Genomic DNA, 16,408 nt, shown 5'->3' with positions numbered 1-16,408 from the left:
TAAACGTCAACCTTGCAGCCCATTCTATGAAGGAGCCGCGCGCCGTGCCTGTACGTGCGCGACAGCCATTGTTCGCCTCATGGCCACCACCTATTCCATCAGCGACCTGGCGCGCGAATTCGACCTGACGCCGCGCGCCATGCGCTTCTATGAAGACATGGGCCTGCTGGAGCCGGCGCGCTCCGGCCCGGGCGGTCGCCAGCGCGTGTACAGCAGCCGCGACCGCACGCGCCTGAAGCTGACCCTGCGCGCCAAGCGACTGGGCCTGTCGCTGCACGAGGCCAAGGCGCTGATCGATATGTACGACAGCCCGCGCGACACCGGTCCGCAGCTGCGCAAGTTCCTGGAAGTGCTGAGCCAGCACCGCGCCCAGCTGGAGGCGCAACTGGCCGAGCTGCAGGCCACGCTGAGCGAGATCAGCGAGCATGAGAAGGAAGCGCGCACCTTGCTGGCGCGCGTCAACCGCCCGGCGGCCAAAAAGTCAAAGTCCAATTGACGTTTACGTAAACGTCAATCACAATCCAGGGTTCAGCCATGAACAAGCCCGCCGACCCCCAGGCCCTGCACGCGCGCGTAGCCGACAGCTTTGCCCGCCAGGGGATGATGCAGCACTTGGGCGCGCAATTGCGCCGCGTCGAGCCCGGGTTGGTCGAGATCTGGCTGCCCTATTCCGACAAGGTGACGCAGCAGCAGGACGGTTTTCACGGCGGCGCCATGGGCGCGGTGGCCGACATCGCGGGCGGCTATGCGGGGCTGACGCTCGCGCCCGAGGGCATGGAAGTGGTCACCGCCGAATACAAGATCAACTTTCTGGGCAGCTACCAGGGCGGCGCGCTCCGTGCCATTGGCCGCGTGGTCAAGCCCGGCAAGCGCCTGATCGTCACCACCGCCGAGGTCACGCACGTGGACGATGATGGCAAGGAAGGGCCGTGCGCGCTGATGCAGCAGACCCTGGTGCCGGTACCCAAAACGTATTGAGAAAATGACCCCCCCTGAGTCGCTTTGCGCCTTCCCCCCCTTTGCTGCGCATGGGGGACAACGCCAGTGCCCGGCGCAGGTCCGTGCACGGCGTTCACTGGCATGGCCTGCTCCGCGGCCGCTTGACCGATCAAATATTTGACTTTTTATTAGGAGACAAGAACATGAGCAACCTGCCCGGCCTGAACTTCCAGCTTGGTGAAGACATCGACGCGCTGCGCGACGCCGTGCGTGACTTCGCGCAGGCCGAGATCGCCCCGCGCGCCGCCGAGGTCGACAAGAGCGACCAGTTCCCGATGGACCTGTGGCCCAAGATGGGCGAGCTGGGTGTGCTGGGCATCACCGTGCCCGAGGAATACGGCGGCAGCAACATGGGCTATCTGGCGCACATGATCGCCATGGAAGAAATCAGCCGCGCCAGCGCGTCGATTGGCCTGAGCTACGGCGCGCACAGCAACCTGTGCGTAAACCAGATCAAGCGCAACGGCAGCGACGCGCAAAAGGCCAAGTATTTGCCCAAGCTGGTCAGCGGTCAGCACGTGGGCGCCCTCGCCATGAGCGAGCCGGGCGCGGGCAGCGACGTCATCAGCATGAAGCTCAAGGCCGAAGACAAGGGCGGCTACTACCTGCTGAACGGCACCAAGATGTGGATCACCAACGGCCCCGATGCCGACACCATGGTGGTCTATGCCAAGACCGAGCCCGAACTGGGCGCGCGTGGCGTCACCGCCTTCATCGTTGAAAAAGGCATGAAGGGCTTTTCCACCGCGCAAAAGCTCGACAAGCTGGGCATGCGCGGCAGCCACACCGGTGAGATGGTGTTTGATAACGTGGAAGTGCCCGAGGCCAACATCCTCGGCGGCCTGAACCAGGGCGCCAAGGTGCTGATGAGCGGCCTGGACTACGAACGTGCGGTGCTGGCCGGCGGCCCCATCGGCATCATGCAGGCGGTGATGGACAACGTCATCCCCTACATCCACGACCGCAAGCAGTTCGGCCAGAGCATCGGCGAATTCCAGCTGGTGCAGGGCAAGGTGGCGGATATGTACACCGTGCTGCAGGCCGGCCGCGCCTTTCTCTACACCATCGGCAAGAACTTGGACGCGCTGGGCGCCGCCCACGTGCGCCAGGTGCGCAAGGACTGCGCCAGCGTCATCCTGTGGACGGCCGAAATGGCCACCAAGATGGCCGGCGACGGCATCCAGCTGTTCGGCGGCAACGGCTACATCAACGAATACCCGCTGGGGCGCCTGTGGCGCGATGCCAAGCTGTATGAGATTGGCGCCGGCACGTCGGAGATTCGCCGCATGCTGATCGGGCGGGAGTTGTTCGCCGAGACGATGTAAGCCGCCCTGTCATCGGCTGTCGATAAGATCGTTGCCATGCCTTTTTCATCGCTCCAACACCTCATCGACAACAACCGCGCCTGGGCCGAGCGGGTTGAGCGCGACCAGCCGGGTTTCTTTCAGCAGCTGTCGGCGCAGCAGTCGCCCAAATACCTGTGGATCGGCTGTTCGGACAGCCGCGTGCCGGCCAACCAGGTGATCGGCCTGGCGCCGGGCGAGGTGTTCGTGCACCGCAACGTGGCCAACGTGGTGGTGCACTCTGACCTGAACGCGCTGTCCGTGATCCAGTTCGCCGTCGATGTGCTGAAAGTGGAGCACATCATGGTGGTGGGCCATTACGGCTGCGGCGGTGTGCTGGCCGCGCTGCACGACAAGCGCGTGGGCCTGGCCGACAACTGGTTGCGCCACGTGCACGACGTGAAGATGCGTCACCGCGGCCGCCTGATGCACCTGTGCGGCACCGCGCAGGAAGACACGCTGTGCGAGATGAACGTGATTGAGCAGGTCGGCAACGTGGCGCAGTCCAACGTGGTGCAGGACGCCTGGAAGCGCGGCCAGCCGCTGGCCGTGCACGGCTGGTGCTACGGGTTGAAGGATGGCTTGGTGAAGAACCTGGGCGTGACCATGAAGAACCCCGACGAGGTGGTGGAGGTGTTCCGCACCGCCATCAAGCGCTACCCCCGCTCGCCCGATGCCAAGCCGGGTTCGAGCGACCTGCCTCTGTAGCATGCTGCCGCAGCCCCTCGATTCACCGCTGGCGCGCGAGATCGCGCAAGCCATGATCGACGGGTTCAACCGCCATTACCGGCTGTTCCGCACCGAAAGCGCGCGCGCCAAGCACCGCTTTGAAACCTGCGACTGGCACGGCCAGCAGCGCGCCCAGCGTGAGCGCATCGAGTTCTACGACCTGCGCGTGCGCGAATGCCAGAGGCGCCTGGAGCGCGAGTTCAAGGCCGGCGAACAGCCGATGGAAACATGGCAGCAGGTCAAGCTGCACTACATCGGCATGCTGGTGGCGCACAAGCAGCCCGAATTGGCCGAGACCTTCTTCAACTCGGTCAGCACGCGCATCCTGCACCGCAGCTATTTTCACAACGATTTCATCTTCGTTCGCCCGGCCATCAGCACGGAGTACCTGGAGACCGACGACCCCAGGGCCAAGACCACGTACCTGGCGTTCTATCCGCGCCCCGGCAAGCTCGAAGACACCGTGCGCGCCGTGCTGGAGTCGTTCGACCTGCATTGCGCCTTCGAAGACATCGCGCGCGATGCGCGCCGCGTGGCCGCGGCCATGTTGGCCGAATGGGGTGCCGACAAGCCGCGCCCCAACTTTCAGGTGCAGGTGCTGTCCAGCCTGTTCTACCGCAACAAGGGTGCGTATCTGGTCGGCAAAGTCATCAACGGCTTCCGCGAACTGCCCTTCGCCCTGCCGCTGCTGCACCGCACGCCCGGTACGGTGTATGTCGACGCGGCGCTGTTCGGCGAAGAAGACATGCTGATTTTGTTCAGCTTCTCGCGCGCCTACTTCATGGTCGACATGGAAATTCCGTCGGCCTATGTGCAGTTTCTGCGCAGCCTCATGCCGCGCAAGCCGCGCGCCGAAATTTACAACGCGCTGGGCCTGGCAAAGCAGGGCAAGAACCTGTTCTACCGCGACTTTCTCTGGCACCTGCGACACAGCACCGACAAGTTCCGCATCGCGCCCGGCATCAAGGGCATGGTGATGCTGGTGTTTGACCTGCCGAGCTTTCCCTACGTGTTCAAGGTCATCAAGGACTGGTACCAGGCGCCCAAGGACACCACGCGCGAGCAGATTCGCGGCAAGTACCAGCTCGTCAAACAGCACGACCGCGTGGGCCGCATGGCGGACACGATGGAGTTCTCGCTCATCGCCTTTCCGCGCGACCGCTTCGAGGACGAGCTGATCGCCGAGATTGAGAAGTTCGCGCCCAGCCAGCTCGAGATTTCAGACCGCGACGGTGATGGCCAGATCGAGGTCATCATCAGCCACGCCTACATCGAGCGGCGCATGATCCCGCTCAACCTGTATTTGCAGGAAGCCTTTGACGCCGGCCCCGACGACGCCGCAGCCAGCGCGCAACTGGAGCACGCCGTCATCGAATACGGCAACGCCATCAAGGACCTGGTGGCCGCCAACATTTTCCCCGGCGACATGCTGTGGAAGAACTTCGGCGTCACGCGCCACGGCAAGGTGGTGTTCTACGACTACGACGAGATCGAGTACCTCACCGACTGCAACTTCCGCCGCGTGCCCCCGCCGCGCAACGAAGAAGACGAGATGAGCGGCGAGATCTGGTACCACGTCGCCAAGGGTGATGTGTTCCCCGAAACCTTCGGCCCCTTCCTGCTCGGCAACTCGCGCGTGCGCGAAGCCTTCATGCGCCACCACGCTGATCTGCTGGAGCCGGAGTTCTGGCAGCAGAACAAGGCGCGGATCAAGAGCGGGGAGGTGATTGATTTCTTTCCGTATGGGGTGCACCGGCGGTTCGAGGTCAATGGTGGGATCAGGGGTGCGTCCGAACTGGCCGATCCGGCGGCGGCGTTTGGCGAAACGCCAGCGCACCAGCCGGACACATCGTCGCCGGCCACGGTTGCGGAACCTTCGGAATGATTGAGCATCAATTATGATGTAATTTGGCATCAATATTGAGGATATTCCATGCGAACGACTGTCACCATCGACGATGCGCTGTATGAAAAGGCACTTGAAGTGGCCGATCCGACCATGGACAAGGCCGATCTGTTTCGAGAGGCGGTCAAGACCTTCGTCCGCGTCCAGGCTGCCAAGCGCCTCGCCACGCTGGGCGCGGCCGCGCCCAAGATGACCGACGTGTCGCGCCGCCGCCCGGGCGATGCTGCCGCATGAGCGCCGTGCTGGTGGACACCTCCGTGTGGGTCGATCACTTCCGCCACGGCAATGACGCCTTGACGGCGCTGCTGACGACCGATCAGGTGCTGACGCATCCCCTCGTGGTGGGCGAAATCGCCTGCGGCTCGCCGCCCGCGCGCAGCCAGACCCTGTCCGATCTCGCTTGCCTGCGTCCTGCCCAACAAGCCAGCGTTGGCGAGGCCCTGCAGTTCATCGAGCGCGAGCGCCTGTTCGGCCTGGGTTGCGGGTTGGTCGACATCCTGCTGCTGGCCTCGACGCTGATGACGCCAGATGCGCAGTTGTGGACGCTGGACAAGCGCCTTGCGACTCTAGCCGACGGCTTTAGCGTACTTCATCAGCCGCAGGTGCACTGATTTCTCATTTGGCGAAATGACCGATCCAGCCCTTGCTTTTGATCGTTCTTCTATTACGGACGCCGAGTCAGTGATGACGGCGGCGGTTCCGGACTCCGAGGTGCGGCAGGAGGTGCTTCGCTGCCTCCTCAGGACGATTGATCGCGTGGAAGCTCTAGCGCCAGGTGCTTGGTCGGTCACGATGCGCGAAGGCGGGTTTCGGTTGAATGTGGGGCAAGTTGAAGCCTTGACATGTGACACCGCTGTGATGTGGCCCTTCCGAACGTCAGATCATCGGTCTGTCATGTGGCCCTTTCCACCATCAAACAATCGGTCTTTTTCGCCAGAGACAGAAGTTGAAGATGTTGACGTGAATGTGGACGAGCAAGACGAACAGGGAGCCATTGCGTATTGGGTCAGGGTTTTGACACAGGGCGATCTGCCAGCAGCCGTGCTAGAGGCAACACAGGCAGACGACGCGGGCATATACGCGGTGCCTGCCAGCTACAAGAGCGTTCCACTGCCCCAGCATGCCGTGGAAATCGATGTCAGCTCAACGGCCAGATTCAGGCGGTGGTTTGACACGATCTCGGAGGCGCAAGGACGCTATATCTCGCTTGCAGTGCAGACGCCCACGGGGAAAATCCGGACAACTACACCCTTCAAGCGGACACATTCACCCGGACTGGTGGAGTACGCAAGGGCATTTTGTGCGACGCCCCAAGTTGAACCGTCACCCCCTGATGATGAAACTGCGCAGCAGACCAACGATCACGGCCAAGTCGATTATTTCGAAGGCCGCCCGACCTTGGTCCAATCAACCCGATATGAGCGTGACGCCAGCGCTCGGCGCGCATGTTTGGCCCACCATGGCTGCGCTTGCGTCGCCTGTGGTTTCGACTTCGGAAAGGCGTACGGACCTGTCGCTGAGCGCTACATCCAAGTTCACCACCTTACGCCGTTGGCCTCGATGGAGCCAAATTCGGTGACCAATGCCATATCCGACCTTCGGCCGTTATGTGCGAATTGCCATGCGGTGGCGCACTTCAAGAGTCCCCCATATTCCGTAGACGAAATCAAAGCCTTTCTTAATCAGGAGCCTAAGCATGAGTGACCCCATCGTCATCGTTTCCGCCGCCCGCACCCCCATGGGCAGTTTCCAGGGCGACTTCACGCCGCTGGCCGCCCACGATCTTGGGGGCGCTGCTATCAAAGCCGCAGTGGAGCGCGCCGGAATCAAGCCTGAACTGGTCACCGAAGTCATCTTCGGCAACTGCCTGATGGCCGGCCAGGGGCAGGCGCCGGCGCGGCAGGCGGCGTTCAAGGGCGGGCTGCCCAAGAGCGCGGGCGCCGTCACGCTCAGCAAGATGTGCGGCTCGGGCATGCGCGCGGCGATGTTCGCGCACGACATGCTGGTGGCGGGCACACACGACGTGCTGGTCGCTGGCGGCATGGAGAGCATGACCAACGCACCCTATCTGCTGCAGAAAGGCCGCGGCGGCTACCGCATGGGCCACGACAAGGTGTACGACCACATGATGCTCGACGGCCTGGAAGACGCCTACGAAGCTGGCCGCAGCATGGGCACCTTTGGCGAGGACTGCGCCGCCAAGTACAACTTCACCCGCGACGCACAAGATAAATTCGCCATGGCCAGCGTGCAGCGCGCGCAGGCTGCTATCAAAAGCGGTGCCTTCAAGGACGAGATCGCCCCCGTGACGGTGAAGGACCGCAAGGGCGAGCGCGTGGTGGACACCGACGAAGGGCCGGGCAAGATCAACGTGGACAAGATCCCCACGCTCAAACCCGCGTTCAAGAAAGACGGCACCGTCACGGCGGCCGCCAGCTCCAGCATCAACGACGGCGCCGCCGCCATGGTGCTGATGCGCGAGAGCACGGCCAAGAAGCTGGGCGTCAAGCCGCTGGCGCGCATCGTCAGCCACGCCACGCACGCGCAGGAACCGGAGTGGTTCAGCACCGCCCCCCATCGGCGCCACCGAGAAGGCGCTGGAAAAGGCCGGCTGGAAGGTCGATGACGTCGATCTGTGGGAAATCAACGAAGCCTTCGCCGTGGTGCCGATGGCGCTGATGCACGACCTGAAGGTGCCGCACGACAAGGTCAACGTCAACGGCGGCGCCTGCGCGCTGGGGCACCCGATCGGCGCCAGCGGCGCGCGCATCATGGTCACGCTGATTCACGCCCTGAAGGCGCGCGGCAAGAAGAAGGGCCTGGCCACGCTGTGCATCGGCGGTGGCGAAGCGACCGCGGTGGCGCTGGAGTTGATATGAATTTGATAGCTGCTTGCGCTTGATGGAAAAGCGCTGGCGGGCTTTTATTCATGATTTCTGAAATGGCGCCGACATGATCGACTCCGCTGACGCCCTGCGCCGCCTGTACCCGCAGGCGTCGGCGCGCTCGCTCGCCAAGCAACTCGACCGGCTGGACGACACCATGCGCCGCTTCGTCGCGCACGCGCCCCTGTGCGTCATCGCCAGCGCGGGTGCGGCGGGCGAAGGGCTGGATTCGTCGCCCCGCGGCGGCCGGCCCGGCTTTGTGCAGGTGGCCGATGAACGCACGCTGCTGATCCCCGACGTGACCGGCAACAACCGGCTCGACACACTGGAGAACCTGCTCGTCGATCCGCGCATTGGCCTGCTGTTTCTGATCCCCGGCGTGAACGAAGTGCTGCGCGCCAACGGCACGGCACGTCTGCGCGACGAGCCCGAATTTACGCAACGCTTTGCCCACCCCGACGTGCCCAAGCTGCCACGCCTGGTGATCGAAGTCGCCGTGCGCGAGGCGTACCTGCACTGCCCCAAGGCGCTGCTGCGCTCGCAAATGTGGTCGTCCGACGCGCGCGTGGCGCCGGGCAGCTTTCCGTCGATGAACGCCATGCTGCTGGCGCAACTGGGGCCACAGGTGGTGACCGAAACCGACGCGCAGGCGCTGGACCGCTACCGCACGCAGCTGGCCGACGAAGGGCTGGCCCATCTGGTGAAGGGATAGGCACGACATGGCCACGGTTCTGATCATTGGCGCCTCGCGCGGCATCGGCTGGGAGCTGGCGCGGCAATACGTCGCCGCTGGCGACCGCGTGATCGCCACCGCGCGCGACGATGCCGCGCTCGAACGCCTGCGCAAACTGGGCGCACAGGCGCTGCGGGTCGACGTGGCCGACGCGGCCAGCATCAGCGGCCTGGCCTGGCAACTGGATGGCGAGAAGATCGACATCGCCCTGTACGTGGCCGGCGTCACCAGCCATGGCGACGCCACGCAGCCGCCCACGCGCGAGGCGTTCGATGCCGTGATGCACGCCAACGTGCTGGGCGCGATGCAGGTGATTCCGCAGGTGGCGCCGTCGCTGGCGCCGGGCGGGCGCATCGGGTTCATGTCCAGCATCATGGGCCGCATCGACGGCGTGGAAGGCAGTCGCGCCTGGGTGTACCGCGTGAGCAAGGCGGCGCTGAACATGGCGGTGGTGTCGGCGCAGGGCGCCTGGCCCGACGCCATCCTGGTATGCCTGCACCCCGGCTGGGTGCAGACCGACATGGGCGGCGCCAGCGCGCCGGTCACGCTCGAAGACAGCGCCACCGGCCTGCGCCGCGTGATGGCCGGCCTGACGGCGCGCGACCGGGGCGCTTTCCTGCAATACGATGGAACGCGGTTGCCGACTTGGTGACGCGGCCGGCGGGATGTCCGCCGCATCAAAGACCTGATTTCAAACAGAACAACGAGAGGAGATACCCATGAAACCCGTTTTCCCTGTCTTGCTGGGCGGCGCGTTGGCGCTGCTGCTGGGCGGTTGCGCGCAGACCGGCGGCGCAGCGGCGTCCGCGCCGGCTGCCGCGACGGCCACCGCCCGCGCGCCCGATGCGGCGCTGCTGTCGGCCGCCACGGCCGAACAGCCGGCGGTCGTCAAGACGCTGGAGCGCCTGGTCAACATCGAGACCGGCACCGGCAACGCCGAAGGCATGACCGCCATGGCCGATCTGCTGGAGCGTGAACTGCGCGCGCTGGGCGCCACCGTCTCGCGCCACCAGCCCGATGCGGGCGTGGTCGGCCCCAACATCGTGGGCCGCATCGCCGGCAAGGGCGCGGCCAAGTTGCTGCTGATGGCGCACATGGACACCGTGTACGTCAAGGGCACGCTGGCCAAGGCGCCGTTCCGCGTCGAGGGCAACCGCGCCTACGGCCCCGGCATCGCCGACGACAAGAGCGGCATCGCCGTCATCCTGCATTCGCTCAAGCTGCTGAAGGACCGCGGCTTCGCCGACTGGGGCGAGGTGGTGGTGATGTTCAACACCGACGAAGAGCGCGGCTCGTTCGGTTCGCGCGCGCTCATTCAGCAGCTGGCGGCGCAGGCCGACGCGGTGCTGTCGTTCGAGCCCACGCTGGCGGGCAAGGAGGCGCTGCCGCTGGGCACCGCCGGCATCGTGTACTACAAGGTGGCGGTCAAGGGCGCGGCGGCCCATGCGGGCGCCAACCCCGAGCTGGGCACCAACGCGTTGGTCGAGGCGTCCGACATCGTGCTGCGCACCATGGACCTGGACGACAAGTCGCGCGACCTGCGCTTCAACTGGACGGTGGCCAAGGCCGGCGCCGTGCCCAACATCATTCCCGATCAGGCCAGCCTGGAAGCCAATATCCGCTACGCGCGCCCCGAGGATCTTGACAAGTTGCTGGCCACGCTGGAGCAGCGCATCCAGGGCCGCAAGAAGCTTGAAAAGTCGCAGATCACCATCACGCCAGACCGCGGGCGGCCCGCCTTCAACGCCACGGCGGGTGGTCGGCGCATGGCCGATCAGGCGGTGGCGATTTATCGTGAAGCCGGTGCGCCACTGGCCGTCATCGACCGCATCGGGGGTGGCACCGACGCCGCCTACGCGGCGCTGTCGGGCAAGCCTGTCATCGAGTCGCTGGGCCTGCCGGGCTTTGGCTATCACAGCGACCAGGCCGAGTACGTGCTGATCGACGCCATCCCGCGCCGGCTGTATCTGACCGCGCGCCTCATTACGGGCCTTGCCCAGGAAAAGTGACATGCTGCTGACCCAAGACCAGGAAATGATCCGCGACGCCGTGCGCGCCTTCGCGCAGGAGCAACTGTGGCCGCACGCAGCCGAGTGGGACCGGCAGCACACCTTCCCGAAGGCAGCGCACAAGGGCCTGGCCGAGCTGGGCGCGTACGGCATCTGCGTGCCCGAACAGTACGGTGGCGCCGGGCTCGACTACGTCACTCTGGCGCTGGTGCTGGAAGAAATCGCCGCCGGCGACGGCGGCACCAGCACGGCGATTTCCGTCACCAACTGTCCGTACAACGCGATCCTGATGCGCTACGGCAACGAGGCGCAAAAGCAGCAGTGGCTGGTGCCCGCCGCGCGCGGCGACATCCTGGGCGCCTTCGCGCTGACCGAGCCGCACGTGGGCAGCGATGCCTCGGCCATCCGCACCACCGCCACGCGCGAGGGCGATGCCTACGTGCTGAACGGCACCAAGCAGTTCATCACCAGTGGCAAGAATGGGCAGGCGGCGGTGGTCATCGCCGTTACCGACAAGGCCGCGGGAAAGAAGGGTTTGAGCGCCTTCATGGTCGGCACCGACAACCCCGGCTGGAAGGTCGCCAGCGTGGAGAAAAAACTCGGCCAACACTCCAACGACACGGCGCAGATCCTGCTGGAGAACTGCCGCATCCCGGCTGAAAACCGCATCGGCGAAGAAGGCGAGGGCTACAAGATTGCGCTCTCCGCGCTGGAAGGCGGCCGCATCGGCATCGCTTCGCAAAGCGTGGGCATGGCACGCAGCGCGCTGGACGTGGCGATTGCCTATGCCAAGGAGCGTGAAGCCTTCGGCACCGCCATCTTCAATCACCAGGCCGTGGCTTTCCGTCTGGCCGAATGCGCTACAAAACTGGAAGCGGCGCGGCAACTGATCTGGCACGCCGCCAGCCTGCGCGACGCCGGCCGGCCGTGTCTGAAGGAAGCCGCCATGGCCAAGCTGTTTGCCAGCGAAGTGGCGGAAGCCGTGTGCTCGGTCGCCATCCAGACGCTGGGCGGCTACGGCGTGACGGAGGACTTTCCCGTCGAGCGCATCTACCGCGACGTGCGCGTGTGCCAGATCTACGAGGGCACCAGCGACGTGCAGAAGATCATCATCACGCGGGCGCTGTGACCTCAACCCGGCGACTGGCGCGCGGGGACGATGCCTGCCCTTGCGGCGGCACGCCGACCGGCACGCCGTTCGAGCGCTGTTGTGGCCGCTGGCTGGCCGATGTCGCCGGTGCGCCCGCGCCCGACGCCGAAGCCGTCATGCGGTCGCGCTACAGCGCCTTCGTGCGGCAGGATGCGGACTATCTGCGGAGCACCTGGCATGTCTCGACGCGGCCGCACACGCTCGACTTCGAACCTGGCACCCAATGGCTGGGCCTGCAGGTGCGTGCGCATCGCGTGATCGATACCACGCATGCCGAGGTCGAATTCGTTGCCCGGTCGCGGCTGCACGGGCGTGCCACGCGACTGCATGAACGCAGCCGGTTCGTGCGCGAAGCCGACGCCGATGGCGCGCTGCGCTGGTTCTATGTGGATGGCGATGTCGATCCGGCCAACCCGGTGAAGGTGTAGTGCCCGCAGCTTTGCCCGGCGTGACGATCATCTACCGTCTCTGCCGTGGCCTGATGGCCCGCGCCGCCATCGCCTGGCGGATTGGTGCTACAACCGTGACCGAGCCCATGGGTCGACCTTTGGGTACGTCCTACCCGGGGGTGCAGACAGGTCGCGAAAGCGCGGCAGGAGACAGACCAAAATGATTGAAGGCGTGCTGGCCGGTGTGCGCGTGCTCGAACTGGGCCAGGTGCTGGCCGGGCCGTTCGCGGGGGCCATCCTGGCGGACCTGGGCGCGGACGTGGTAAAGGTGGAGCGCCTCGACGGTGGCGACGACGCGCGCCGCATGGGTGCTGCATTTCGCCACGGGGACGCGCTGAATTTCCAGGTGTTCAATCGCGGCAAGCAATCGGTGGCGCTCGATCTCAAGAGCGTGGAGGGTCAGGCCGCATTCGAACGGCTGGCTGCCGAGGCCGACATCTTCATCCACAACCTGCGGCCCGGCGTGCCGCAGGCGCTGGGCATCGACGGGCCGGCGCTCACCGCGCGCCATCCGCGCCTGATCTATTGCGGCATATCGGCCTTTGGGCACACCGGGCCCATGGCCCTGCGGCCGGGCTACGAGCCGCTGATCCAGGCGTTCAGCGGACTGTCGAGCACCAACGGCGGGCCGGACGATCCGCCATTGCGCGCCGGGGCGTCATTGTGCGATCAGGGCACGGGGATGTGGGCGGTGATCGGCGCGCTGGCCTTGCTGCAGCGGCGCCACCGCACCGGGCGCGGCGGCATCGTCGACAGCTCGCTGCTGGAAACGGCGCTGACCTGGAACGGCCAGAAGGCCGACGCCTTCGTCAACGAAGGCCAATTGCCCGCGCGGCATCGCTCCGGCCACCCCGGTTTCGTGCCTTACGAGGCGTTCGACACGGCCGACGCGCCGCTGCTGATCTGCTGCGGCAATGATCGCCTGTTTGCCAAGCTGGCCGCCGAACTGGGCCGAAGCGACTGGTCGGACGAACCGCGTTTTGCCACCAACCGCGCGCGTCTGATGCACAAGGCCGCGTTGTTCGAGCAGCTGGTGCCCTTGCTCGCCGCGCGCCCGCGGTCCGAATGGATCGCCCGCTTTGAAGCCGCCGGCGTACCGTGCGCGCCCATCCACACCGTGCCTGAAGCGCTGGCGCATCCGCAGGTGCGGGCATTGGGCATGCTGGCCGCGGTGCCGGGTGAGGACTTCCACTTGACCGCACTGCCGCTCACCATTGATGGGCATCGCCCGCCGCTGCGTGCCGGCGCACCCCGTCTGGGTGAGCACAACACCGCGCATGGCATCGCGCCTGTCGCCCCCATCATTCCCGCCACACCACAGGAGACCGCCCCATGAAACGACGCACCTCGCTCATCGCCGCCGTGCTGCTGGCCTGCGGCACGCTGGCCGCGTTGCCCGCGAGCGCACAGGACTATCCGTCCAAGCCGATCACGTTGGTCGTGCCCTTCGGCCCCGGCAGCGGCACCGACCAGCTGGCGCGCGTGATCGGCCAGGCCCTGAGCGAGCAGGCCAAGGTGCCGGTGGTGGTCGACAACAAGGCCGGCGCCAGCGGCTTCATGGCGGCGCAGTACGTGGCCAAGGCCGCGCCCGACGGCTACACGCTGCTGGTCACCACCAACACCACGCACGCGGCCAATGAACACCTGTTCAAGAAACTGCCGTACGACCCGGTGAAGGACTTCACGCCGGTGGCCTTGCTGTCCAAGGGGCACATGCTGCTGGTGGTGCGACCCGATGCGCCGTATCGCACCGTGGGCGATCTGGTGGCGGCGGCGAAGAAGTCGCCCGGCAAACTCAACTTCGGCAGCGGCTCGTCGTCCAGCCGCGTGGCCAGCGAAATGCTCAAACAGTTGACCAACACCGACATGGTCAACGTGCCGTACAAGAGCAACCCGCTCGGCCTGACGGATTTGATCGGTGGCCAGGTCGACTTCATGATCGCCGACACGCCCACCACCATGCCGCAGGTCGAAGGGGGGCAAGTTGCGCGCGCTGGCCGTCAGCGGCAGCAAGCGGCTGCCCAGCGCGCCCAGCCTGCCCACCATGGCGGAGGCCGGCGTGAAGGACTACGACATGTCGTTCTGGACGGCCGTGTACCTGCCGCCGGGCGCGTCGCCTGCCTTGGCCAAGCGCTTGAACGAGATGCTGTCCAAGGCCGTGGCGACCGATGGCTTCAAGAGTTTCAACAGCAAGACCAGCGGCGAGATCGCCTTCAGCTCACCCGATGAACTGGCGCGCTTTCAGGCTGCCGAGTCAAGAAAATGGGGGCAAGTCATCCGTGCGGCCCATATTCAGCCGGAATGATGCTGAAAGTGAATGGTTGTTGCCGCATGCCAGTGCGTCGGTTCACAATCAGCGAGTCTCCCCAACAACATGCTGATGCCCTGATTGCTTCGGCAGCGCTTTTTTTTGTTTCATGAGAGCCGCGCAGCATGTTCGAGGCCATCCTGTTCGATTGCGACGGCGTGTTGGTTGACAGCGAGCCCATCACGCACGGCGTGCTGCGCGACATGCTGGCCGAAAGCGGATGGGACATGCCCATCGCCGAGTGCATGCGCCACTTCATCGGGCGCACCGTGCGCAGCCAGTCGGCGTTGATCGAAGCGCGCACCGGCCAGCCGTTGACCGATGCATGGATGGCCGCGTTTTACGCGCGGCGCGACGCGCAACTGCGCGCCCGCCTGCAGCCCATCAGCGGCGCCATCGAGGCCGTGCGCGCCGCGCATGGCGTCACCCGGGGGCGCATTGCCTGCGCCTCGGGCGCTGATCGGGGCAAGCTCATCCTGCAGCTGGGGCAGACCGGCCTGGCCGAGTGGTTTGGTCCGCACGTGTTCAGCGGGCATGAGCTGCCGCGCAGCAAGCCTTACCCCGACGTTTACCTGGCGGCCGCCGCGTCGCTGTCGGTGTTGCCTGCGCGCAGCCTGGTGATCGAAGACACCCCCACAGGCGTCGCCGCAGGCAAGGGCGCCGGCGCCACCGTGTGGGCTTATTGCCCCGCCGCGCATCTGGCCGACGATTTGCGTGCTGCCGGGGCCGACCTGCTGTTCCCATCGATGGCCGAGCTGCCCGCGCGCTGGCGGCAGGTCGGCCTGGGCGCCGCGTGATGGGTCCATGCGACGGCGCTAAGATGCCGCGCATGGTCGATACCCCCACGCCCGCGCACTTGCGCGCCACGCCCGCCGTCGACGCGGACCACCCGGCGGTGCAGCGGTTCGCGCGCGACCATGCCGTGGGCGACAGTGAACGCGCGCGCGCCGTGGCACTGGCACACGCCGTGCGCGACAGCTTCCGCTACGACCCGTACCGCATCGATCTGTCGCTGGCCGGCATGCGCGCCAGCACGGTGCTGGCCAACGGCTACGGCTGGTGCGTGCCCAAGGCCACGCTGCTGGCCGCCGTGGCGCGCGCCGCCGGCATCCCGGCGCGGCTGGGTTTTGCAGACGTGCGCAACCACCTCAGCACCGAGCGCATGCGCGAGACGATGAAGACCGACCTGTTCATCTGGCACGGCTACACCGAACTGTGGATCGACGGCGCCTGGCGCAAGGCCACGCCCGCGTTCAACCTTGAGCTGTGTGAAAAGTTCGGCCTGCATCCGCTCGACTTCGATGGCGTGAACGATTCCATCTATCACCCCTTCGACAAGGTCGGCAACCGGCACATGGAATACGTCAACGAACGCGGCACCTTCGACGACCTGCCGCTGGATCGCCTGGTGGCCGACTTCCACCTCACCTATCCCGGCTGGGTGCCGGGCAATGAACTCCACAGTCGGCTGGAGCAGGGTGACTTTCTGGCCGACGTCGAAAGCGAAACCGCCGCGCCCCCAGGTTGAGAGCGCGGCGGTTCGCGTTGTACGGCGTTACCGCCGCGGGGCGCTCAACGCCCCTTTGACTCAGCAGGCCCGTGGCCTGCCCGGTGCGCCATCAGGCACGGCGTTGGCGTCGTGCGGCGCCGCCGAACATCAACAGCGCCAGCGCCAGCAAGGCCCAGACGTCCAGGGTGGGAACCGGAGCCGGAGCTGGCGGGCTGCCCACCGTCGTGGCGTCCGCGTTGTTGGCCAGCATGGACGGCAGTTCGTTGTCGCCGGTGATGTTCGACCGGATGTTGACCGACCCGGCTGGCATGCTGAACGCCACCGTGTAGGTCACTGGCGAGCCCACCGCGAAGCTGGCGACCGCCGGCCACGTCACCAGACCCGTGG

17 protein-coding genes and 2 pseudogenes are annotated in these 16,408 nt (G+C 65.9%); 18 read left to right on the top strand and 1 reads right to left on the bottom strand.

Annotated elements, in window-relative coordinates; translation table 11 throughout:
* Positions 1-79 precede the first annotated feature (79 nt).
* The 18 genes and pseudogenes from R0D99_RS16975 to R0D99_RS16890 all read left to right on the top strand — a co-directional run bounded on the left by R0D99_RS16975 (position 80) and on the right by R0D99_RS16890 (position 16,039).
* The gene (locus tag R0D99_RS16975; RefSeq protein WP_317749340.1) at positions 80-496 is read left to right on the top strand and encodes a MerR family DNA-binding transcriptional regulator; all 417 of its coding nucleotides are present in this window, start codon (positions 80-82) and stop codon (positions 494-496) included.
* Positions 497-534: 38 nt separating this feature from the next.
* The gene (locus R0D99_RS16970; protein ID WP_317749339.1) at positions 535-978 is read left to right on the top strand and encodes a PaaI family thioesterase; all 444 of its coding nucleotides are present in this window, start codon (positions 535-537) and stop codon (positions 976-978) included.
* Between the two features lie 164 nt (positions 979-1,142).
* Positions 1,143-2,324, top strand: coding sequence for an isovaleryl-CoA dehydrogenase (locus R0D99_RS16965; RefSeq protein ID WP_317749338.1), 1,182 nt, complete (start codon positions 1,143-1,145; stop codon positions 2,322-2,324).
* Positions 2,325-2,360: 36 nt separating this feature from the next.
* On the top strand, positions 2,361-3,050 hold the full coding sequence (gene can / locus R0D99_RS16960) for a carbonate dehydratase (RefSeq protein WP_317749337.1): 690 nt from the start codon (positions 2,361-2,363) through the stop codon (positions 3,048-3,050).
* A 1-nt stretch (position 3,051) separates the two neighbouring features.
* Positions 3,052-4,956, top strand: a complete 1,905-nt coding sequence (gene aceK, locus R0D99_RS16955) for a bifunctional isocitrate dehydrogenase kinase/phosphatase (protein ID WP_317749336.1) — start codon at positions 3,052-3,054, stop codon at positions 4,954-4,956.
* 48 nt (positions 4,957-5,004) lie between these two features.
* Positions 5,005-5,211: a type II toxin-antitoxin system VapB family antitoxin gene (locus R0D99_RS16950; protein WP_317749335.1), complete on the top strand. Its 207-nt coding sequence runs from the start codon at positions 5,005-5,007 to the stop codon at positions 5,209-5,211.
* Positions 5,208-5,588 carry a type II toxin-antitoxin system VapC family toxin gene (locus tag R0D99_RS16945; RefSeq protein WP_317749334.1) on the top strand — a complete coding sequence of 127 codons (381 nt, stop codon included), beginning with the start codon at positions 5,208-5,210 and terminating at the stop codon, positions 5,586-5,588. Before R0D99_RS16950 ends, R0D99_RS16945 begins: the two co-directional genes overlap by 4 nt.
* 16 nt (positions 5,589-5,604) lie before the next feature.
* Positions 5,605-6,681 carry an HNH endonuclease gene (locus tag R0D99_RS16940; protein ID WP_317749333.1) on the top strand — a complete coding sequence of 359 codons (1,077 nt, stop codon included), beginning with the start codon at positions 5,605-5,607 and terminating at the stop codon, positions 6,679-6,681.
* Positions 6,674-7,856: pseudogene (locus tag R0D99_RS16935) on the top strand (acetyl-CoA C-acyltransferase). The gene R0D99_RS16940 and the pseudogene R0D99_RS16935 overlap by 8 nt, the downstream one beginning before the upstream one ends.
* Positions 7,857-7,929: 73 nt before the next feature.
* Positions 7,930-8,574 (top strand): MSMEG_1061 family FMN-dependent PPOX-type flavoprotein, encoded by a 645-nt coding sequence (locus tag R0D99_RS16930; RefSeq protein ID WP_317749332.1) that lies wholly within the window; start codon positions 7,930-7,932, stop codon positions 8,572-8,574.
* A gap of 7 nt (positions 8,575-8,581) precedes the next feature.
* Complete coding sequence (locus R0D99_RS16925; RefSeq protein WP_317749331.1) at positions 8,582-9,247, top strand: SDR family oxidoreductase; 666 nt, start codon at positions 8,582-8,584, stop codon at positions 9,245-9,247.
* A gap of 67 nt (positions 9,248-9,314) precedes the next feature.
* Positions 9,315-10,604, top strand: a complete 1,290-nt coding sequence (locus R0D99_RS16920) for a glutamate carboxypeptidase (protein WP_317749330.1) — start codon at positions 9,315-9,317, stop codon at positions 10,602-10,604.
* Between the two features lies 1 nt (position 10,605).
* Entirely contained in the window at positions 10,606-11,733 is a 1,128-nt protein-coding gene (locus tag R0D99_RS16915; RefSeq protein ID WP_317749329.1) for an acyl-CoA dehydrogenase family protein, read from the top strand.
* Positions 11,730-12,182, top strand: coding sequence for a YchJ family protein (locus R0D99_RS16910; protein WP_416365951.1), 453 nt, complete (start codon positions 11,730-11,732; stop codon positions 12,180-12,182). Before R0D99_RS16915 ends, R0D99_RS16910 begins: the two co-directional genes overlap by 4 nt.
* Before the next feature lie 181 nt (positions 12,183-12,363).
* On the top strand, positions 12,364-13,539 hold the full coding sequence (locus R0D99_RS16905; RefSeq protein ID WP_317749328.1) for a CoA transferase: 1,176 nt from the start codon (positions 12,364-12,366) through the stop codon (positions 13,537-13,539).
* Positions 13,536-14,508: pseudogene (locus tag R0D99_RS16900) on the top strand (Bug family tripartite tricarboxylate transporter substrate binding protein). The gene R0D99_RS16905 and the pseudogene R0D99_RS16900 overlap by 4 nt, the downstream one beginning before the upstream one ends.
* Positions 14,509-14,636: 128 nt before the next feature.
* Positions 14,637-15,308, top strand: a complete 672-nt coding sequence (locus R0D99_RS16895; RefSeq protein WP_317749327.1) for an HAD family phosphatase — start codon at positions 14,637-14,639, stop codon at positions 15,306-15,308.
* Between the two features lie 32 nt (positions 15,309-15,340).
* Complete coding sequence (locus R0D99_RS16890; protein ID WP_317749326.1) at positions 15,341-16,039, top strand: transglutaminase family protein; 699 nt, start codon at positions 15,341-15,343, stop codon at positions 16,037-16,039.
* 91 nt (positions 16,040-16,130) lie between these two features.
* Here R0D99_RS16890 and R0D99_RS16885 read toward each other — a convergent pair whose 3' ends face one another.
* Positions 16,131-16,397, bottom strand: a complete 267-nt coding sequence (locus R0D99_RS16885) for an IPTL-CTERM sorting domain-containing protein (RefSeq protein WP_317749325.1) — start codon at positions 16,395-16,397, stop codon at positions 16,131-16,133.
* Positions 16,398-16,408: the final 11 nt, after the last annotated feature.

The sequence above is a fragment of the Ottowia sp. SB7-C50 genome (assembly GCF_033110285.1).
In the GTDB taxonomy this organism is placed as follows: Bacteria; Pseudomonadota; Gammaproteobacteria; order Burkholderiales; family Burkholderiaceae_C; genus Ottowia.
Note: the sequence above shows the minus strand (reverse complement) of the source record. Positions and strands in the feature narration are given on the sequence as shown.